20 protein-coding genes are annotated in these 21,596 nt (G+C 53.8%); 18 read left to right on the top strand and 2 right to left on the bottom strand.

The window, feature by feature from the left end; genetic code table 11:
- Positions 1 to 19: 19 nt before the first annotated feature.
- The 17 genes from KK078_RS17285 to KK078_RS17205 all read left to right on the top strand — a co-directional run bounded on the left by KK078_RS17285 (position 20) and on the right by KK078_RS17205 (position 18,850).
- Entirely contained in the window at positions 20 to 751 is a 732-nt protein-coding gene (locus tag KK078_RS17285) for a glycosyltransferase family 29 protein (RefSeq protein WP_254091555.1), read from the top strand.
- 6 nt (positions 752 to 757) lie between these two features.
- Positions 758 to 1,867, top strand: coding sequence for a glycosyltransferase family 4 protein (locus tag KK078_RS17280; protein WP_254091554.1), 1,110 nt, complete (start codon positions 758 to 760; stop codon positions 1,865 to 1,867).
- A complete protein-coding gene (locus KK078_RS17275; protein ID WP_254091553.1) occupies positions 1,864 to 2,970 on the top strand; it encodes a glycosyltransferase family 4 protein in 1,107 nt (368 codons plus the stop codon). Before KK078_RS17280 ends, KK078_RS17275 begins: the two co-directional genes overlap by 4 nt.
- Positions 2,971 to 2,974: 4 nt before the next feature.
- A complete protein-coding gene (locus tag KK078_RS17270) occupies positions 2,975 to 4,099 on the top strand; it encodes a glycosyltransferase (protein ID WP_254091552.1) in 1,125 nt (374 codons plus the stop codon).
- Positions 4,100 to 4,112: 13 nt separating this feature from the next.
- Positions 4,113 to 5,102 carry a GNAT family N-acetyltransferase gene (locus KK078_RS17265; protein ID WP_254091551.1) on the top strand — a complete coding sequence of 330 codons (990 nt, stop codon included), beginning with the start codon at positions 4,113 to 4,115 and terminating at the stop codon, positions 5,100 to 5,102.
- Between the two features lie 401 nt (positions 5,103 to 5,503).
- A complete protein-coding gene (locus tag KK078_RS17260) occupies positions 5,504 to 6,322 on the top strand; it encodes a hypothetical protein (RefSeq protein WP_254091550.1) in 819 nt (272 codons plus the stop codon).
- Complete coding sequence (locus KK078_RS17255) at positions 6,319 to 7,329, top strand: polysaccharide deacetylase family protein (protein WP_254091549.1); 1,011 nt, start codon at positions 6,319 to 6,321, stop codon at positions 7,327 to 7,329. Before KK078_RS17260 ends, KK078_RS17255 begins: the two co-directional genes overlap by 4 nt.
- Complete coding sequence (locus KK078_RS17250; RefSeq protein ID WP_254091548.1) at positions 7,307 to 8,497, top strand: glycosyltransferase family 4 protein; 1,191 nt, start codon at positions 7,307 to 7,309, stop codon at positions 8,495 to 8,497. The genes KK078_RS17255 and KK078_RS17250 overlap by 23 nt, the downstream gene beginning before the upstream one ends.
- Positions 8,498 to 8,521: 24 nt before the next feature.
- Positions 8,522 to 9,127 (top strand): sugar transferase, encoded by a 606-nt coding sequence (locus KK078_RS17245; protein WP_254091547.1) that lies wholly within the window; start codon positions 8,522 to 8,524, stop codon positions 9,125 to 9,127.
- On the top strand, positions 9,120 to 9,731 hold the full coding sequence (locus KK078_RS17240; RefSeq protein WP_254091546.1) for an acetyltransferase: 612 nt from the start codon (positions 9,120 to 9,122) through the stop codon (positions 9,729 to 9,731). Before KK078_RS17245 ends, KK078_RS17240 begins: the two co-directional genes overlap by 8 nt.
- On the top strand, positions 9,728 to 10,363 hold the full coding sequence (locus KK078_RS17235; protein WP_254091545.1) for an acetyltransferase: 636 nt from the start codon (positions 9,728 to 9,730) through the stop codon (positions 10,361 to 10,363). Before KK078_RS17240 ends, KK078_RS17235 begins: the two co-directional genes overlap by 4 nt.
- Entirely contained in the window at positions 10,360 to 10,899 is a 540-nt protein-coding gene (gene xrtF / locus KK078_RS17230) for an exosortase family protein XrtF (protein WP_254091544.1), read from the top strand. Before KK078_RS17235 ends, xrtF begins: the two co-directional genes overlap by 4 nt.
- Entirely contained in the window at positions 10,892 to 11,299 is a 408-nt protein-coding gene (locus KK078_RS17225; RefSeq protein ID WP_254091543.1) for an exosortase F system-associated membrane protein, read from the top strand. Before xrtF ends, KK078_RS17225 begins: the two co-directional genes overlap by 8 nt.
- A gap of 105 nt (positions 11,300 to 11,404) precedes the next feature.
- Complete coding sequence (locus KK078_RS17220; protein WP_254091542.1) at positions 11,405 to 12,553, top strand: DegT/DnrJ/EryC1/StrS family aminotransferase; 1,149 nt, start codon at positions 11,405 to 11,407, stop codon at positions 12,551 to 12,553.
- Positions 12,554 to 12,619: 66 nt separating this feature from the next.
- On the top strand, positions 12,620 to 16,729 hold the full coding sequence (locus KK078_RS17215; RefSeq protein ID WP_254091541.1) for a T9SS type A sorting domain-containing protein: 4,110 nt from the start codon (positions 12,620 to 12,622) through the stop codon (positions 16,727 to 16,729).
- 12 nt (positions 16,730 to 16,741) lie between these two features.
- Positions 16,742 to 16,927 (top strand): hypothetical protein, encoded by a 186-nt coding sequence (locus KK078_RS17210; RefSeq protein WP_254091540.1) that lies wholly within the window; start codon positions 16,742 to 16,744, stop codon positions 16,925 to 16,927.
- Between the two features lie 21 nt (positions 16,928 to 16,948).
- Entirely contained in the window at positions 16,949 to 18,850 is a 1,902-nt protein-coding gene (locus KK078_RS17205) for a polysaccharide biosynthesis protein (RefSeq protein ID WP_254091539.1), read from the top strand.
- A 184-nt stretch (positions 18,851 to 19,034) separates the two neighbouring features.
- Here the strand turns inward: KK078_RS17205 and KK078_RS17200 are convergent, their stop codons facing one another.
- Positions 19,035 to 19,901: a DUF6089 family protein gene (locus tag KK078_RS17200; RefSeq protein WP_254091538.1), complete on the bottom strand. Its 867-nt coding sequence runs from the start codon at positions 19,899 to 19,901 to the stop codon at positions 19,035 to 19,037.
- A 71-nt stretch (positions 19,902 to 19,972) separates the two neighbouring features.
- On the bottom strand, positions 19,973 to 21,184 hold the full coding sequence (sucC, locus tag KK078_RS17195) for an ADP-forming succinate--CoA ligase subunit beta (protein ID WP_254091537.1): 1,212 nt from the start codon (positions 21,182 to 21,184) through the stop codon (positions 19,973 to 19,975).
- A 68-nt stretch (positions 21,185 to 21,252) separates the two neighbouring features.
- On the opposite strand from sucC, the gene KK078_RS17190 reads away from it, so the two are divergent.
- Positions 21,253 to 21,596 (top strand): ABC transporter ATP-binding protein (locus tag KK078_RS17190; RefSeq protein WP_254091536.1); only part of this gene is annotated, 344 nt, incomplete at its 3' end.

The raw sequence follows: 21,596 nt of genomic DNA, 5'->3' as shown, positions 1-21,596 counted from the left end.
TGCACGCAAAGCCATTGCCATGAAAAAACTACTGAATGTGGTCAGGGGCCTGATGCTGGCGATTACCCATATCAAGGTATTCCCCCAGGATCGATTTCGCGGAAAGCGCATCGCCATCGTCGGACCGGCCAGCTCGGCTTTTAAGACTGGCAACGGCGCCTACATCGACGGGTTCGACATCGTGGTGCGCGTAAACAAGTCGGCGCTGACGGTAGATGCCGGCAAACATGCAGCCGACATCGGCGAACGCACCGATGTGCTTTTTCATTGTTTTCTGGAAAACATGCACAGCGGCGGAGGCAAGCTGGATTTTGATATGTACAGCCGCCAGGGTATTCAGGCCGTGATCAATCCGCGTTATGAATGGACGGGGCTGCGCAACAGCTTTAACTTCTATAAAAAATACCTAATGCCACAACGTACCTACGTGCTGTCGCGCAAGCTCTACAAGGATATCGGCCGTTCCCTGGGGCAATACCGGCCCACGACCGGTTACTCGGCGCTGTGCGCGTTATTGGAGTCGGACTTTTCAGAATTGTACATCACGGGCTTTACGTTCTTTAAGACTGCTTATGGCGACGGCTATCGCGACGACATGCAGCAGGCGCAACAAGCACGCGATTTTATGATAAGCGTGGGGTTGCACAACCCCGACAAGGAGTATGAGGAATTTAAGAAACGCCTCGCGCGGCATGCCGGCAAAGATGTGAGGATGGATGCCGAGTTGCGCGCGATAATGTCTACCCAATAAGCCGTTATGAAGATTATTTATATATCCGATTCCGCCATACCGTCGTCTAGCCCTAACAGCGTACACGTGATGAAGATGTGTCAGGCCTTTGCCCGCCAGGGGCACCAGGTTACACTGCTAGCGAAAAACACGACGGCCTGCCGGCATGACGTGCGCGACATACACGCCTTTTACGCGGTGGAGAATAATTTCGATATCAAGATCTATCCGCGCAAGGCGTTTCGCGGTTCAGGGATGTTTTATAACCTGTCGCTGGCGTTTAAAGGAATGACAATGTCAGCCGATTTGCTGTACACCCGTTCGATCACGGCGGCGTTCCTGTTGCTGCTGTACAACAAACGGGTGGTCTTCGAAGTCCACGAACCGTTCGAGGGAAAGGGTGGGCGATTAAAACGTATGTTCCGCTATATCATCTTCCACCCCAAGTTGCAGAAGCTGGTGGTGATATCGGATGCCTTGCGGCAGTATTACAAAAAAGAGTTTGGTCATAAAGAAGAAGATATTGTCGTGGCCCATGATGGGGCAGATCCGTTTCCTGCTGCGGCCACACCCGCGCTGAGCGGTAGTTCGGTAAAGGTCGGCTATGTGGGAAGCCTGTATCCCGGAAAGGGCATGGAGACGCTCGTGCCCCTGGCCAAGGCTTGCCCGGAAGTGCAATTTCACGTGGTGGGCGGTAGTACGGCACAGATCCAACAGCTCTCAGCGAGGAGTTCGTCAAATGTGATCTTTCATGGATTCAAGTCCCAGCAGGAGCTGCCGGCGTATATCGCATCATTTGATATATTAATCGCGCCCTACACCCGTACCGTGATCGTGAGCGGAAAGAAAGGCGCCAACAACCTGGCCCTTTGGATGTCGCCCCTGAAGATATTCGAATATATGTCGGCGGGGAAACCGATTATTACGTCCGACCTGCCCGTCATTCGGGAAATTTTGCAGGACGGTGTCAACGCACGCATGTGCCCCCCGGAGGTCTTGGAGGACTGGGTGACCGCGGTAGGTGAACTTGCCGGCAATAGCGTCTTGCGCACTACGCTGGCCGCGCGGGCGTTACACGATTTTGAAGAACATTTCACCTGGGATAAACGCGCGGAGGAAATCCTGAAAGCCGTATGAGGATTTTGTTATTGATACAGAAAGCGCAGTTGCGCGGAGCCGAAATGTTTGCCAGTCAACTGGGAAACCATTTGCAGCGGGCAGGGCACACGGTTTTTGTGGTAAGCCTCGTGCCGGGCACGGCGACGCTGCCGTTCGAAGGCGAGGTATATTGCCTGAACGGATCGCTGACCAAACGATTTGTCGACGTCGCAGGCTGGCGTAAGCTCGCGGCCTATATTAAGGAAGTAAAGCCCGACGTGGTCCAGGCAAATGCTTCGGACACGCTGAAGTTTGCGGTGTTGAGCAAACTGCTCACGGGGTGGAAGGCGCCACTGGTCTATCGCAATGCAAACAAAGCGAGCGATTTTATCAATAGCTATCCCAAACTTGTTTTCAACCGATTCCTGGCGCGCCGGGCGACGCACATTATTTCCGTCAGTGAAATCTGCCGTCAGGATTTTATGAAGCTATACGGTATTCCGGAACGGAAAACGACCATGATTCCCATCGGTATTGAACGTGTGGATATACCGTCGGCCCCGCCCGCGAATCTGATGCACATATTCAACGGTGAGGCACGCGTGCTGGTAAACATTGCCAGCCTGGTCCCGGAAAAAAACCACGAAGGTTTACTGCGCATTGCCCAGGTGTTACGCAAGCAGGGAGAGAACGTGCGGGTGGTCGTCCTCGGCGACGGCAAGCTGAGGCCCAGGTTGGAGGAATGCATCCGCCAGATGGACCTGGCGGGACATGTACTATTGCTTGGATACAGAAGTGATGTACCGGCCATTCTTGCGCATGCAGACGCGTTTGTAATGCCCAGTCTGATCGAGGGGCTGCCGGGTACGATCCTGGAAGCGTTTTATAACCGTGTACCGGTCATTGCCTATAATGTCGGCGGAATCGGCGAGGTTGTTCAGACGGGGCATACCGGCTGGCTCATCGGGAAAAACGACGAAGCTGGTTTTATTGCCGCAGTAAAACAGGCCCTGCGCGATGCGCGCCATACCGCGGCCATCCGGGAGGAAGCGTACCAACGGGTAACGCGTGATTTCATGAACGAACACATTGCCGAACGGTTCGTCCAGGTATATACGGCCGTATGTCAACGAATATCCTGAGCATATGAAAAAGGAAAAGATACGGGTTCTGCATGTGATCAAATCGCTGGGCCGGGGAGGAGCCGAAATGCTCCTGCCGGAGACGCTGCGCCTGCATGACCGCGAGGCATTTGATTTTCACTATATCTTCTTTCTTCCCTGGAAGACGGCCATGGTCGGCGCTATCGAAGAGAACGGCGGTAAGGTAACGTGCCTGCCTGCTAAAAACAACATACAGCTCTTGCTGAAGGCCCGTGCACTGGCCCGCTACATCCGACAGCATAAGATCGAATTGGTACACGCACACCTTCCGTGGGCGGGTGTCGTGGCGCGGCTGGCCGGTAAAATGACTGGGATACCCGTCATGTACACCGAGCACAACAAGCAGGAGCGATACCACTTGGCGACACGCGTCATGAACCTGGCCACCATGAATCTGCTGGGACGGGTCATTGCCGTTTCAGCGGATGTAGAGGAATCGATTCGCAAGCACAAGCCGAACCTGAAGGCACCGCTGGAAACTATTTTAAACGGCGTCAATACCGAACGCTTTACGCCCCATGCAGCGGGTGGTACAGAAGTGCGTGCGCAGTTTGGCATACCGGCAGATGCACCGGTCATTGGTACAATTGCCGTGTTCCGGTTTCAAAAGCGCCTGGATGTGTGGCTCGAGGTAGCCGCCAGGGTATTGAAAGAGGAGCCGCGTGCGCACTTTATACTGGTGGGCGACGGGCCGCTGCGACCGCAACTGGAGGAAAAGTGGCGGCAGCTGGGACTTGAGAAGAATGCACACTTTGTGGGGGTACAGACAGAAGTCCGTCCTTACCTGGCGGCGTTCGACCTGTACATGATGAGCTCAATTTTTGAAGGCTTGCCGATTGCACTCCTGGAAGCCATGGCGTCGGGATGTGCCATTGTATCCACCGATGCCGGCGGGATCAAAGAAGTGATCCGGCATGAGAAGGACGGGCTGCTCTGTGGTGTAGACGAACCTATGAAATTGGTTAGTTTTGCACAGACGCTTTTGAAGGACGGACAGCAGCGGAAACGCCTGGCCGAACAAGGGCGCAAACGCATTGAAGAATCGTTCAGCCTGGAAACCATGGTGGCTGGGTTGGAGCGTGTTTATCACGAATTTGTGAAGCGATAAAGAATAGCAAACTATGATGATCCGGGAGGCCACAGAGGGTGATATTCCCTCGATGGTGGCGTTAACGAAGATGAGCCTGGGCGAAAGCCTCATGCCAAAATCAGAAGGATATTGGCGTTGGAAGCACCGCGATAATCCCTTTGGTGCTTCCCTGGTGATGCTCTGCTGGGAAGATGATACGCTGGTGGGACTGCGCGCTTTTATGCGCTGGCAGTGGAAAGTCGATGGTCGGTTGCTGGATGCCGTGCGCCCCGTCGATACGGCCACACATCCCCAATACCAGCGACGGGGTATCTTCAGCAAGCTTACCCGGGCAGCACTCGAGCAAAGCCAGCAACTGGGTTATCAATTTGTCTATAACACGCCCAATAACAACAGTAAACCGGGATATTTGAAAATGGGATGGACCGAAGCGGGCAAGTTGCCCATCGATCTCTATGCCGTGCGCCCGGTTTCGATGGCGGGCCATGCATTGCGCCTCCGGAAGGCGGCGCCTGTCACGGCGAATGACGACTCGCTCACCACATACCTGGAGCATCCGGGACTGGAGTCGCTGCTGAAACAGCAGGACAGGCTCCATACCGCGCAGATTATTACGGCACACACAACGCGCTCGCTAGCCTGGAGATACCGCGATGTGCCGGTAGCGCGTTACTTCGCGTGCGGTGTGGGGCAGGGCATTGTGCTGGACGCACTGGTGTTCTACCGGATAAAGCCGTCGAAGGCGGGGAATGAATTCCGGATCACAGACGTATTTCTGAGCGATCGGGCGGACAGGAAGCAGGTGCGTGGGGTGATCGCTGAAAAAGTAGCGCAGCACCGTGCCGATTATGTAACGATCTCAGGCGTTCACGCTCAGGATATGGTACGGGGACTGTGGGCGCGGCGTGGAATGAAGATTGGCCCCATGGTCGTGGTACGCGAGCTGGGCGATGACAGGACGGCTCCCTTGCGTCACTTCCATGCATGGGCTCCGTCGGTAGGAGATCTTGAACTGTTTTAACGATGTTGGGAGGACTTCTGATATTTGCACTGGGTGCCGGCGTTTGCTTCGCATGGATTGGCGCGTTGAAGAAGCGGTATGCCTTCGTGGATACGGGGCTGCTAAAAAAAATGTACGGGTACCATGTGTTGTTATCCCTCGTCTATTTCGCCTATATCGCGTATAACCCCTCTGATTCGAAAGCATACTACGAAAAGGTAAACTCGCATTTTCGTGGTGATACCTGGATGGATTTTTACGGAACGAGTACCACGTTTATCGAGTGGGTGGCTTATCCGTTTATACACTATCTCGGTTTCTCCTTTTACGCAGCGATGGCGCTGTTTTCAATATTCGGATATATCGGATTTTTATACTTCTACCTTTTTTTTCGGGAGAACATTCGGTTTAATCATTATTTCATGGGGTATAATCTGTTTACCCTTACGTTTTTCCTTCCAAACCTGCACTTCTGGTCGTCGTCCCTCGGAAAAGGTTCTATCATCTTTATGGGCATCGGCATGGTCTTCTTCGGAATCAGCGATGTGCGACGGCGCTACGTGTCGCTGATCATCGGTGCCGTGATAACCTATCATGTGCGACCGCACGTGATGTTGGTAATACTGGTATCGGCAGCCATGGGTTTTATCTTTTCCTCCAGGGGCGTAAGTGTGGCCGTGCGGGTGACCTTTTTGTTAGGCGCCGCTGTGGCGTTCTTCTTTATTTACCGCGATGTACTGAGCCTGGTAGGAATCGACGAGGAGCAATTTCTGACGCAAGGGTTGGACATGAGCGGCCGTGCAAGCAAACTGACAAAGGCGGCTTCAGGTGTCGATATTACTCAATATAGTCTGCCGATGCAGTTGTTTACCTTTATGTACCGGCCATTGTTTGTCGATGCACCGGGCGTGCTGGGGCTTATTGTCTCTTTTGAAAACGTCTTTTATGTAATCATGTCCTGGAAAGTGGTCGGCAATCTGCGCGGATTACGGTTTTTGCTGACGGGAAATTTTCTGGTTAAGTCGGCCTTCTTAAGCCTGATGACAATCTCCCTAGCGCTGGCACAGATTGCGGGTAATCTGGGCCTGGCCATGCGGCAAAAAAGCCAGGTCATGATATTGTTGATGTTTGTTGTACTTGCCTTTCTGGATACCCAGCGGCAACAGCTATGGCGCGCGCAGCAGTTGCAGCGGTTGCGCGCCGAGCGCTTAAAAAAAGGTAGTGTTCCCTCTTCTACATGAAAAACGGATTATTCACAATTTCACTGGATTTCGAACTCCACTGGGGCGGCTTTGAAAAATGGCCGTTGCAGCAATATCGTCAATACTTTATGAATACCCGCAAGACGATTCCGTCGATGCTGCGGGCGTTTCAACGCTACGAGGTGCACGTCACCTGGGCAACGGTTGGAATGCTGATGCCGGCCTCCCGCCGGGATGCCGAACTTCTGTACCCCGCCGCGAAGCCGGCCTATCAACAGCCAACGTTGTCGGCGTATCACTACATCCGGCAATCGGGCATTGGCGAGGACGAGTCTACCGACCCGTTTCACTTTGCCGCGTCGCTGGTCAAAGAGATCCTGCGCACTCCGCACCAAGAGCTGGGATCTCACACCTTTTCGCATTATTACTGCAACGAAGCGGGGCAGACCGTCGGGCAGTTCCGTGCCGATCTGCAAGCAGCCCAACGTGCCGCGGCACTGTGTAACACACGCCTGACCTCGCTCGTGTTTCCGCGTAACCAGTTTAATGAAGACTACCTGCGGGTGTGTTATGAAGAAGGCTTTACAGCCGTACGTGATAACCCGCGTGACTGGTTCTGGAACATTCGCAGCACCCAGAACGAGTCGCGCTGGAAACGACTCAACCGCGGCGCAGACGCCTATATACCGCTTGGAAAAAAAAATACCTACGATCTGGCCAGCGTCGCGGTGCAGCCGGGCCTGCCACTTTGTTTGCCGGCCAGTCGCCTGTTGCGCCCGTACGATCCGGCGGAGTATTTTCTCAATGACATGAAGATCAGCCGCATTTGCCACGAGATGGAGCGCGCAGCACGCAACAGCGAGGTCTATCACCTCTGGTGGCATCCGCATAACTTCGGCAACTACCCTGAGCAGAGCATGAAGGCCCTCGAGAAGATTCTGCAACATTTCGACTATTGCCGTAAACTGTACCACATGAGCAGCGCGACGATGGGGGAGACGGCAGACCTTATTTACCAGATGCATGGAAAAGATCAGACTGCTTAGGATCACCACCGTTCCGATTTCATTACATGTTTTGCTACGGGGACAGTTCCGGTATATGCTGGCGCAGGGTTTTGTGGTGCATACGATGAGCGCCCCGGGCAAAGAGACGCAGGACGTTTTAGAGGAGGGTGCACAGCATCATATAGTACCCATGACACGCAAGATCACACCGCTGCAGGATTTGTTTTGCCTCTGGCAGATCATACGGATCATGCGACAGGTGCGTCCGCATATAGTCCACACGCATACTCCCAAGGCGGGTTTGCTGGGGATGCTGGCTGCCTGGATTTGCCGTGTGCCCGTGCGCATGCATACCGTGGCGGGGTTGCCCCTGATGGAGACACGAGGTGCAAAACGCCGGCTCCTGGAGGTTGTGGAGAAGATCACGTACCGATGTGCGCATCGGGTATATCCGAACGCCAAAGGGCTGGAAAAATTTATCGAGCAAACGCTGCACGTGCCTTCACGGAAACTCACAATCATTGGCCGGGGTAGTACGAATGGTATCGATACATCCTTCTTCAAACGCACGCCGGCGTTGGAACACCAGGCCGCAGACATCCGGGCTCGGTACGGAATTCAACCAGGCGATGTGGTATTTTCCTTTGTAGGGCGTATCGTAAAGGATAAAGGAATCGGAGAATTGATCCGAGCCTTCCGGCGTTTGTCGGAAGCGTCTTCGCAAAAGCTGTTCCTGTTGCTGATCGGCGCGTTTGAGCAGGATCTCGATCCGCTGCCTCCTGACGATTATGCCTTTCTTCAGCAAGATCCACGCGTTATCCTGGCCGGATTTCAGCGGGATGTAAGGCCCTGGATCATGGCGTCCGACATATTCGTGTTCCCAAGCTACCGTGAAGGATTTCCCAATGTCGTAATGCAGGCGTGTTGCCTGGAGGTGCCGTGTGTGGTTTCGGATATCAATGGCTGTAACGAGATCATCCAACAGGACGTAACAGGGCTGATCGTAAGACCCAAAGATGCCGATGCCCTGTACGAGGCCATGAACACCCTGCTGCAGGATACTCCCAGGCGGCAGGCCTTTTCGACGGCCGCCCGGCGTTATGTGGTGGCCAATTTCGACCAACAGTATGTCTGGACATCGTTGCGAGAGGAATATTATCGCCAGGTTGTCGACCGAAAGGTTCCGCGGTTGGACATGTCCACTTAACTTCGCCTTGTAAATTCGTGTTACGTGTATCGATCTGTCTTTAAGCCTTTGTTTGATTTTTGTGTTGCGTTTGTGGCCCTGCTCCTGACGTCACCGCTCATCCTGGGGGCCATGCTGGCCCTGGCAATTGTAAACCGTGGTCATATCTGGTTTCTGCAGCCTCGTCCCGGCAAGGATGGTAAGATTTTTACGGTCATCAAGTTTAAGACAATGACGGACGCCCGTGATGCGCAGGGCGTATTGTTGCCCGATTCCGACCGGCTTACAGCTGCCGGACGGTTTATACGAAAAACGTCCCTCGACGAGCTGCCGCAACTCATCAACGTAGTGAAGGGTGATATGTCGCTGGTGGGACCGCGGCCATTGTTGGTAGAATACTTGCCGCGCTATAGCGCCGAGCAGGCGCGTCGTCACGACGTGCGACCCGGAATTACCGGATGGGCACAGGTGAATGGCCGTAACGCCATATCCTGGAAACAGAAATTCACCTACGACGTATGGTATGTCGATAACCTCTCAGCGGCATTGGATATCAAAATCCTGTTTTTGACGATCATGAAGGTGTTAAAAGCCGATGGCATTACCAGTGACACGTCGGTTACCATGGAAAAATTTATGGGTGATGAATAAAGTGATCATACAGGGCGGTGGTGAGCATGCGCGTGTCGTGCTGGATTGTCTGCAGGCGCAGGGTTTGCAGGTCGTGGCATTGTTCGATCCAAAATATACAGGAGACCTGTGGGGTGTGCCGCAACGGGGTGCATATGACCCTGCGTTCATGCCGGAGGCCAGGGCCATCGTGGCCATCGGTAACAATGCCGTGCGAAAACGGGTGGTCTCGATCACGCAGCATGAATATACCAACGCCGTACACCCATCGGCGATCATTTCGTCGCGATCATCGTGGGGGACCGGTAACATGATTCTGCACGGCGTCATCATTCAGGCGCAAGCCCACATGGGGAATCACTGTATCCTGAATACCGGTGTGCGTGTAGACCACGACTGCATCATCAGCGACTATGTACACATTGCGCCGGGCACCGTCCTGTGTGGCACGGTGACGGTTGGCGAAGGAACCTTTATCGGTGCTGGCGCCGTCGTCATTCCCGGACGGAAAGTAGGCGCGTGGGCGACGGTCGGCGCGGGTGCTGTCGTAACCCGCGATATACCGGACTATGCCGTGGCTGTTGGGAATCCCGCACGCATCATCAAGTACACCAATATATCATGAAAAGGCCACTGCTAATATACGGGGCAGGTGGACTGGGCCGCGAGGTCTTGTCGCTGCTGCTGGCGTTGCCAGAGTGGTCGCCGCAAGGATTTGTCGACGACGGTGTGCCTGCTGGGCAGGTCGTGATGCCGGGGCTGGCCGTGCAAGGCGGGTTGGAATTTCTGAATGCCTATCCGAAACCGATCGATGTCGTGATCGGCATTGCCGATCCGCACGACAAGGCGACGCTCGTGCGGAGTATTGTCAATCCGCACGTGCGATTCCCGGTCATCATTCACCCGGCCGCTGTTTTACAGAACCGGGCAGCGATTCATTGCGGACCGGGCTGTATCATTACCGCTGGCTGCGTCCTGACTACCCACATCATCCTGGGCGACCATGTATTGCTGAACCTGAACGTTACGGTCGGGCATGATGCCGTGCTCGGCAATTATACCTCTGTCATGCCGGGGGTGAATATCTCCGGAAGAGTAAAGATCGAAGCATCGACTTTTGTCGGCTCCGGCGCCAACCTGCGCAATGGTGTTGTCGTTGGGGCGGGCAGTATCGTGGGCATGGGCGCTGTAGTCGTGCGCGATGTGCCGGCCGGCATAACAGTGGCCGGTGTACCTGCTAAACCCCTGGTGCGATGAAAAGCTTCTCGTTTACAGAATTCCGTCCTACCATCTTCTTTCTGCTGCGCTTTGTCGGCTTGTATGTGCTGACGAACATGCTATACGGCTTTTATATTACCGCGTATCATCCGAAGCCGGATCCTATCACACACACCGTCACCGTGCAGACCGCCGCCGTGCTGCGGGCAGTCTGGGCGGTCAGGGCAAAAGATCATGGTAGCCAGCCGGTCACCAATCTGGTGTTCGAAGAGCGATCGGTCCTGGCGGTATACGAGGGCTGCAATGGTGTCAATGCGATGTTGATGTACCTGGCCTTTATCCTGGCGTTCGGCCCCTGGCGTAAACCGATGCTATGGTTCATACCCATAGGAATCGTGGTAGTTCACGTGATGAACCTGTTGCGCATCAGCCTGCTTTTTGTTGTGTCGCGCTTTCTGCCCGACGCCATGTACTTTGTACACAAGTATCTCTTTACCGCATTTCTGTATGCGGTGATCTTCGGGCTGTGGTTGATATGGATCCGGAAATTTACCCGGCAGACCGCCCATGCCTGAGCAGGACCTGACCCGTCGATGGTTAGTAGGTGGCGTCTGCGCGACCGGCCTGGTGCTGGTGTTTTTGTTTCAGCGCCTGGACCTGGCAGGCTCCTTGCACTTGGTGACAGCACCCGTCTATAAATTCCTGATCAACAGAACGGTGCGCTTCCTGTTAAATGACCTGCTGGCAATCGGGCTGTTGTATGCATTATTTTACGAACGCAAGTACGTAATCTTTGCGCTCTGGACACAGCTGGTCGGCACGGCTTTGTTTTTAATGCCATATTTTATCCTGAAACTGTATTTCCCGTCCTACAATGGCCCGTTGATTTCCTACCTGCACCGGCTCATTCTGAATCCTACCTTGCTTTTGTTGCTGATCCCCGCTTTTTATTACCAGCGCAGTCGATCAATGTAATGCTTTTATCTCCGTATAGCCACGTTTGGTTTCTAAATCGCCTATATTTGCAGGTCTGCAGCCTGAAAAGGCGCAGAAACCGATTTTATTATTGACCTAACGAAAATGAGCGAAAAAATATGGTTGTCGTCTCCACACATGGGCGGAGCAGAAGCCAGATATGTACAGGAAGCATTCGATACCAATTGGATCTCGCCGGTAGGTCCGCACATTGCAGCCTTCGAAGAAGCACTGGCAACCTATAATGATATTCCCTACTGTGCTGCTCTGAGCTCCGGTACGGCAGCTATTCATCTGGCGCTGATCATTTTGGGCGTAAAGGCTGGAGACGAAGTGATTTGCTCGTCCTTTACCTTCTCCGGGTCGTGTAATCCCATCGCGTACCAGGGCGCGGTGCCGGTTTTTGTAGACTCTGAACGGCTGACCTGGAACATGGATCCGGTCCTGCTGGAAGAGGCGATCGTCGATCGTCATAAGAAGACCGGCCGCAAGCCCAGGGCCATCATCGTCGTCCACCTGTACGGCATGCCTGCACAGATTGAGACCATCATGGACATTGCCCACCGGCACGCGATACCTGTCATCGAAGATGCGGCCGAGGCCCTCGGCTCGACATACCGGGGTAAGAAACTGGGGACTTTTGGCGATATGGGTATATATTCCTTTAACGGTAATAAGATCATCACAACCTCTGGTGGCGGTGCGCTCGTGGCCCGCAATGCCACATGGATTCAGCATGCCAAATTCCTGTCTACCCAGGCCCGTGATCCCGCCGTGCATTATGAGCACAGTCATATTGGCTTCAACTACCGTCTCAGCAACGTTTGCGCGGGTATCGGTCGCGGCCAAATGGAGATCCTGCAAACGCGTATTGAGCAAAAGCGAAAGATTTACGAAACGTACAGAGAGGCCCTGGAAAATATTCCCGGAATAGGATTTTTACCAGAACCGGATGGTCATTTTTCCAACCGCTGGCTGACGACCATCCTCGTCGACCAACAGCGGTCCGGGTTTTCGACGGAGGATATTCGCCTGGCCCTCGAAGCCAAAAATATCGAAAGTAGGCCTCTTTGGAAGCCCATGCACCTGCAGCCGGTGTTTAAGAACGCTCCTTCGTACAGCGCTGGCGTATCGGAAGAACTTTTCCGCACCGGACTTTGTCTCCCATCGGGAACAAATACCACAAAGGACCAATATTTGCAGATTGTGGAAACCATTCTGAGGTTGCAGGTTACAAATCCTGCACTCCGCTGATCCAGAATGAGTGTACAATTAGGAATTTTAAATAATTTTGCATTAGTGGCTTTAAACATTACACGTATGAGACTTTGGCCTGTATGTACAGGTTTGTTGATCATTATCCTTCAACAAGCCGCCATGGGACAGTCGGCAGGTGACTACCGCACGACAGGTTCCGGAAACTGGAATAATGCAGGGACCTGGCAGCGCTACAATGGCACCAGCTGGTTGCCGGCGTCAACTCCAACCAACGCTGTTGGCACGATTACCCTGCAAGCAGGACACACGGTAACGGTTCCCACCGGGGTTACCGTTGCTGCTGATCAACTGATTGTCAGTGGTACGTTGGTCATCGAGGCGGGCGGTCAGTTGACACTAGCCCATGGCACCGTCGGTACAGACCTAACCGTCGGTTCGGGCGCACAAGTGCAAGTGTCTGGTGTTTTCCAGCGAAACAACTTATCGACGATCGACAGCGAGGACGATGCTACGCGCTTTTCGTTCCTGGCAGACTCCGAGTACCGGCATGGCTATACGACCACCTTCGGTACATTGCCGTATGCGACCTGGGCGGCCACCTCGACGGTAATGGTTCAGGGCTATACCAGTACGACGCCGCTAACAGCAGACGCCAGCTGGAATCAATCGCTGGGTAACTTTACCTATAACTGCTCCAACTCCAGGAGCACCGTCAATTATGCCAACAACCTGCGGACCATCCGCGGTAATTTCACCATGCAACATACCGGCACAGGCGTACTTCAGCTGAGTACGAACCAGAACCAGGCCATCACGATCCAGGGCAATTTTACGGCGCTGGTCGGTCGCTTCATTCTTGCCACGACTGGCAACGCAGCCATTGTGACGGTGCAAGGCGACTTTGCGTTCAACTCGGCCCATACGGCTGGTTCATATCTGACTTATACAGGAAACACCACGCTGAACGTTCACGGGGATTTCACGATGAATGCGACCAGCAAGGGCATTCTTCACCTGGCCAACGCTGGCACGACGGGTGTATCTACAGTGAACTTCTCCGGAAATTTCAATCTGATCAGCGGCCGCATCGATGAGATAGGCTCCAATCCCACGCAGGCGAATCTCCGGTTCGTGGGAAGCGGTCTCCGTACGTTTGCCAATACCGGTACGATCACGGGGTACATGAACTATTACATCAGCCCCACCACGGTGCTGAACGTTGGCACATCACCCGTGATCGGTTCGTCGCCGGGCCTCTTCCGTCTGGCAGGTACGATTATCGTCGGCTCTCTGGATCCGAAAGGAGCGGTTCAGAACGTTAGCACGGCCGGGAATATCCGTACCAACAATGCGTACCGCATATACCTGCCAGGTTCTCGCATAGTGTATAGCGGTGCAGGCCCGCAATACATGGGTAATGGGCAGCCCACCAGCAGTGACGTCACAACCGTAATCGACAACTCAAATGGCGTGACACTTGCGTCAAACACTACGATCAATGGAGCGCTCACGTTGACCAGCGGAAGCCTGAACATCAGCGACTTCCTGCTGACCCTGAATGGTACCGTTGCCAGCACGGACGGCGGATTGGCGGGCACTTCCGCGTCAAGACTGACGATCGGCGGTACGACAGGTGGCTCGGCAGGTACTTTGCCATTCACACCTTCTGCTGCGCAAGTGGGTATCCTTACCCTTGACCGTACCGGGGCCGATGCCGGCGTGACATTAAACAGCACACTCCAGGTAGATTCGATATTCAACCTGACCAATGGCGTCTTTACAAACACATCGGGTCTGACCATGCGCGACGACGCAGCCATCGTCCGCGAAAATACGGCGACGCTGGCCGGTGTAGCACCGGCTGTGAGCGGAGCGTACAATGTACAATATCACACATCGACGCCCGCATCTGGTCCTTTTGTGCCGTTCGAGACCGGCCTTGAGCTTCCCGGTGACGAAACCGCCTTGCGCGATTTGACGATCAGACCAGCGCAAAGCCAGAATACTATTCAACTGGACAAGGCGGTCACCATCAACGGTACGTTCTCCGTTACACGGGGCACGCTGCAACCCGGCGCGTTTACGATCACCATGAGAGGCCCCAGCTGGCAGCTGAATGGCGGTCAGTTTGTGCCAGGCACAGGCACGGTGATCTTCGACGGAATCACCACGGTGGAGGGTACTAGCCTTCCTACGTTTAGCAATGTCCAATTGAATGCGGGTAAGACTCTCACGTTCACCCGCAACACAACGTTTACCGGGAATGTCACTTTTCAGCCCGACGCTACCTTTGAGCAGGGCACGACCACGGTGATACTGGGTGGCGGTGATGAGCAGACGATCTCTGCAGGTGGCGTACCAATCGGCAATATCAACATTGCCAAAACAGGTGGCGGCGTGCAGCTTACTTCTACCTTGAACCTCGTCGGCTTGCTGCAATTTGTAAGCCCGTCCATCAACCAGAACGTGGCTTCCAATGGCCATTTGGTAGTGCGTTCGACCTCCGACGCGGCCGGCGCCCCTGGACAAGGCACGATCTATCGGCTCCTGAACGGCAACACAATTTCCGGCGATGTGACCGTCGAGCGTCACATCAGTCCGGAGGGACGGATGTACCGCTATCTTTCCAGCCCGGTGAGCAATGCCATGGTCGCGCAGTGGCAGGACGATTTCCCCATCACGGGCAGATTCAGGGACCCCAGCCCTCAGCAGACAATCTGCGGAGAAGTGGTCCGCACAGGTTCCACATCCTTGTTCTATTACAATGAAGCCACCACGGGCGATGTAAACTCGGGGTACGTGGGTTATCCGCTCCCCGGTACTTACACGACCAATAGCCCCATACAGGTGGGCCTCGGATATTCTGCATACATACGCGAGTGCACTAATCCCACAATCGTGGATGTTACCGGCCCAATCAATCAGGGCGTCATTACCTTTCCGGTAACCTACACCGCTACCGCCAATGCCGATGCTAATGGCTGGAACCTGGTAGGCAACCCTTACCCCGCCACAATCGACTGGGATATCAGCGGCTGGACACGTACGCGTATGTCCATCGTCATTTCGATCATCGACAACGCCACGGGTATGATGCGCTATTACGAGCCCGGCGTGACCAATGACATCGCCAATGGGCAGATTGCTCCGGGCCAGGCTTTTTTTGTGCGAGCGACTGGCGCTAATCCCGTGCTGCGTCTGCAAGAGGCGGTAAAGGTGACAACCGGAGCCGAATTTTTCCGCGAACGTCCGCCGGTTGAAATCCCCTCATTCGCGCTGACCTTGTCGGACGGGACACAGTATGATGCCGCGTACGTCAAGCTGGTGGCAGAGGCACTGCCCGGTCTCGACAGCCTCGATGCGCCTAAGCTTTATAACCCGACGTTCAGCTTTTCCACGCTGGCTCCCGGTAACCGCGCAATGGCGATCAATGCGGTGAGCGGTCTCCACTGCAACGACTCGTTCCCCCTGGAGATGAAGGACGTCGCCGAGGGCAGCTACACCATAACCCTGAATACCAAAGTGATCAGCGGTTACCAGTTTCTGTTGACCGACCACTATCTCGGAAAGACGACGGCGCTCCGAGGCAATGCCTACCAATTCATCGTCGATGGCAAGGAGGGATCCAGGGACATGCACCGTTTTAGCATATCCGTGATAGACGACGCCCTCGCCGGAATAGATGTGACGGCCCCGGCAATTATTGACGACGCGGCAACGACCTACACAGTAAATGTAACCGGTACGTCGGCCGATGTATCCTATACTCTGTTTAATGCTGCGGGTACACTTATTGCAGGTCCCATACAGGGCAACGGCCACGAAATTGCTTTCGACGTCCAGGCAGGCGCGCTGCAGGATGGTACAAATGAGTTGACGATTAGCGCATTGGGTAGCTGTTCGCCGTTGGCGCTAACCACCTCGTTTGCCGTTGAAAAGACTTTGTCGGGATCGGTAATCGACGAAAACGGTGGCGTACTGGTAAAGGCTTACCCCAATCCGGTGGGAGATCAGCTCACATTGGAAGTCGTAGATGCGGATGTACAAAACATTCAGATTACGACAGCCGTGGGCCAGGTAGTCTCAGAGCTGCCGGTCGCACCGGGCCTTGGCACGTATACGGTCGATGTCAGCAGCCTTCGCAGCGGCGTGTATTTAATGATGGTGAATAAAATGACAGGTAGGAAGAGTTACCGCTTGATTAAAAAATAATTCATGAATTTTGTGAAAAAGATCCTCTCAGTAATAGTTTTTGTGCTCGTTGGCTTTAGCCCCGCCGTACTCAGCCAGCCAACAAACCCTGGCGAAGACCCGGACAAAGTTCCTATTACCGGGCTTGAATATTTGCTGGTGTCGGGCGGAATACTGGGCGGGTATAAACTTTTAAAAAAGCGGTCCAGGAAAGAGTAGTCACCTTAATAACAAGAATTCTTGATTAGAATCATTAACAGGCTTACGGTTTTACCGCGCTATATCGTTGTCCTGATCGATCAGTTTCTGATCTTTTTTTCGGTCTCGCTAGCCTTTCTGTTGCGGTTCAATTTCAATACGGACATCGTATTGGAATATAATCCTTTTCCGGGAGTTGTCGCTTTTTTGCTGGCTTCGCTGTTCTCCACGTTTATCACCAAGAGCTACGCTGGCATTGTCCGTTATACAGGCATCCAGGACGGGCTGCGCATTGTGCGTACCGAGCTTCTGAGCATGGTTCTGATCGTCGCGGTCAACCTGCTCTATCATTATAATGTTGGCAGGAACATTATTCCCTTTTCGGTCGTCTTTATATCGTTTTTTATATCATCCCTGCTGCTGTACCAATACCGGCTGCTGGTGAAAAACGTGTTTACGTTCTACAAGGGCGGTCACCGATCGAAGGTGCCTGTCATCGTATTTGGCGCCGGGGTGGCCGGCTTTCTGACCAAGCAGGCGCTCGAGTCGGACATGACCTCGCAATATAAGCTCATTGCTTTTATCGACGACGACCCGAAGAAGAACGGCAAGGACATTAACGGCATCAAAATTTACAGTGTCGACAAGCTCGGCGAGCTGGCAAAGAAGTTCAAGGCCAAAAAATTGATCATTGCCATCAAGCGGTTGTCGATCGACCGTAAGAATGAAATTGTCGACGAAGCACTTAGTCATCAGCTACGGGTGAGCTATGTAACGTCATTCGAGAAGTGGATCCGCAACAACTTCGATGTAAAAGAGATCCGCGATGTGAACATCGAGGACCTGTTGGGCCGTGAGGTGATCCGGTTAAACAACAGCGCCATCGAAGCCGACCTGACCGGCAAAGTCATTTGTATTACCGGTGCGGCGGGTTCGATCGGTTCGGAACTGGCGCGGCAGGCGCTGACCTTCAAGCCGCAGAAACTGATCCTGATCGATCAGGCAGAGTCGCCGCTCTACGAGATCGAGCGCGAGCTGTCCGGCAAAAACCTGCAGACATCCCTGGTGGTGTTTGTTGCCGATGTTTGCAACAAAGAGCGCATGCGCCGCATCTTTAGCGAGTATCGCCCGCAGATCCTGTTCCACGCAGCAGCCTACAAGCACGTGCCCCTGATGGAAAGCAACCCGTCAGAAGCCGTGACAGTCAATATCTTTGGCACCCGCCAGCTGGCCGACCTGGCCGTGGAGTTCAAGCTGAAGAAATTTGTAATGATCTCGACCGACAAGGCGGTGAACCCGACCAACGTGATGGGCTGTACAAAACGTATTGCCGAGATCTACGTGCAGTCACTCGATCGCTACCTGGAGCTGATGGGCAAAAGCAGCAAGACCTCGTTTGTCACCACGCGCTTTGGCAACGTGCTCGGCTCGAATGGTTCGGTGATCCCGATCTTTAAAGAACAGCTCCAGAAGGGAGGACCGATCACGGTAACGCACCCCGAGATCACACGGTATTTCATGACCATCCCCGAAGCCTGCGAGCTGGTGATCGAAGCAGGCGTGATGGGGCAGGGGGGAGAGATCTTTATCTTCGACATGGGCAAACCCATGAAGATCTACGACCTGGCCAAAAAGATGGTGATGCTGTCCGGCAAAGAGCTCAACAAAGATGTCGAGATTGTCTTTACGGGCTTACGCGACGGCGAGAAGCTCTACGAAGAGCTGCTGAACGACAAAGAGAACACCATCCCCACGCACCATGAGAAGATCATGAAGGCGAAGGTATCGGAATATCAGTATGACGAGATCTGCCGTAACCTCGACCTGCTCGAGGACTTCATCCACGACCGGAATGAACACAAGATGGTGACGCTGATGAAGGAGATCGTACCAGAATATAAAAGTAACTACTCCCGGTTCCAGGTCCTGGATGTGACGTCCTAAGACAGAAGCAGCCCTGAAAGGGCGTAACACATCAGCCCAGGCTGTAAGGCCTGGGTAACCAATACAAACGACATTCAAGCCCTGAAAGGGCGCAACATAAAACCGGCCCACTCCCGCCAAACAAAAACACCGGGCGATAAACCCGGTGTCAAAAATGCATTTCTATACTTTAGAGCGTAAGCTCTTAGCGACGCTTATAATAAGCTTTCCGTTTTCGGTTATAAAGCTTGCGGTTGCTGCCATTGAACACTTCCTGAGGCAAGTAGTACTGCAGCGTAATGGAGCCAATAAAATAGCTGTCATTCTTTTCAGGATTACCACGAACGCCGATTTCTGTAGGGCGGCTGGGCTGCGTGCCAATTTCGACGCGGCGGTCGGAGAGGGCGCGGGCAATGTCGCTCTTCAGGGTAGCGGGGTCGGGATAACGGCGGATGCTGATGTCGTCCAGGTGGTCGGTGAAGGTGACACGATAGCCGCCTTCCACGAGGAGGTTAAAGAACGGGTCCAGCTTCACACGTACGCCGAAGCCCATCGGTATGACCGGAGCCAGCCGGCTATAGCTGGAGCCTTCGGTTTCCAGTGGCGCCAGGGCATATTTCTTGCCCTGATATTCTGCCTTGGGATTAAAATAAAGCAAGCCGATACCGATGAATCCGTAGGGGTTCAGCTTCGGGCGCTGGTAGAACCGGGTGCCGATCGGCATCAGGTTGATAATACCCACGGCCGACAGCTCAAAGTTGCTGGACGTGAATGACAGGTTACGCTCCTGGCGGTCGTCATTGGCTTTGGCGTCAGACCCGGACGTTTGGAACCAGGTCAGGGTGGCGCGTGTGCTGATGCGAGGCGTCAGGTAATATTCACCACTAACGGCCACGTTTGGTTTTAATTTGCCCATTTCACCGGGGTTCACCAATTCGCCATAGTAGTTGGCAGTACCGGAACCTAATCCAACGAGCAGGTTCCGGTTCTTTCGGATGGCATAAAAACTCTGAGCCTCTGCAACAGCCGGCAGAAGGATTGCAATAAACGAGATGGTAAAAAACCTTTTCATCAACAGAGGCCAGTCAAATTTTCTTCAATATAAACAAATATCAAATACTTTTGCCGGAGTAAATTAATCGGTTAGGCCAGAACTTCTTTTACGCGCTGTGCGGCATCTTTGAGCACAATCGCAGAAAATACCTTTAATCCTGACTGTTCGATGATCTTCGCGCCTTCTTCCGCATTCGTTCCCTGCAGACGGACGATGATCGGTACTTTGATATCGCCGATCTTTTTGTAAGCTTCCACCACACCGTTTGCGACGCGGTCGCAACGTACGATGCCGCCGAAGATATTGATCAGAATAGCTTTAACGTTCGGATCTTTCAGGATAATGCGGAAGCCAGCCTCTACGGTTTCAGCGTTTGCTCCACCCCCTACGTCGAGGAAGTTTGCAGGCTCGCCGCCTGACAGCTTGATGATGTCCATCGTGGCCATGGCCAGACCGGCACCGTTTACCATACAGCCCACGTTGCCGTCGAGCTTCACATAGTTGAGGCCAGCTTTGCCGGCTTCTACTTCCAGTGGATCTTCTTCGGTGATGTCGCGCAGCTCGGCCAGGTCTTTGTGGCGATACAGGGCGTTGTCGTCCAGGTTTACTTTGGCGTCAACCGCCAGGATCTTGCCGTCGGAAGTTCTCAGCAGCGGGTTGATCTCGAACATGGCAGCATCGAGGCCAAGGTATGCATTGTAAAGTGCGTGAATGAATTTTACACCCTCTTTGAAGGCATTGCCTTCCCAGCCGAGCGCGAACGCTACTTTCCGTGCCTGGAAGGGCTGGAGGCCCAGCAGGGGATCGATCCACTCCTTAATGATCTTTTCGGGATGGGTCTCCGCCACCTCTTCGATGTTCATACCACCTTCGGTGGACGCCATGATCACCGGACATCCCTTCGAGCGGTCGAGCAGGATGCTCATATAATATTCTTTCGGCTCGGTCTCACCGGGATAGTATACATCTTCGGCGATGAGCACTTTGTTTACTTTCTTTCCTTCGGGACCGGTCTGGATCGTCACCAGTGTACCGCCCAGAATGGCTTTTACTTTATCGGCTACTTCGCCCAGGCCTTTGGCCAGTACAACGCCTCTCGAGCCAGTCTCTTTCACGGTACCTTTACCCCGGCCGCCGGCATGGATCTGAGACTTTACCACAAACCATTTTGTGCCCGTTTCTGCCTGCAGCTCTTTGGCAGCTTGAGTGGCACCATCCGGCGTGTCGGCAACAATGCCTCGTTGAACGGCTACACCATATTTCTTGAGAATCTCTTTGCCCTGGTACTCGTGTATGTTCATGAATTTTTTGTTTTGGGCGAAACTAGTTTATTTACCGCTTTATTTCAAGGAAACAGAGGAAATCACACATGCTGAGAGCCACACAACTCGAAAAATCGTATGGGCGGTTAAAAGTATTGAAAGGTGTCGATCTGGAGGTTAGCCGCGGAGAGGTGGTGGCCATTGTCGGGGCCTCCGGCGCCGGCAAAAGTACCCTGCTGCACATCCTGGGCACGCTCGACACACCTGACAAAGGGCAATTGACGATCCACGACCAGAATATCTTTTCCATGTCGTCACGCTCGCTGGCCGCCTTCCGCAACAAGTCGATCGGCTTTGTGTTTCAGTTCCATAACCTGTTGCCCGAGTTTTCAGCCCTGGAGAACGTGTCCATCCCCGCCCTGCTCCGCAACCCCGCCGACCAGACGGTCCT

Origin of the sequence: Dawidia soli (assembly GCF_018598185.1) — a bacterium.
Lineage (GTDB): Bacteria > Bacteroidota > Bacteroidia > Cytophagales > Cyclobacteriaceae > Ohtaekwangia > Ohtaekwangia soli.
This window is presented reverse-complemented; position numbering and strand designations above follow the sequence as displayed.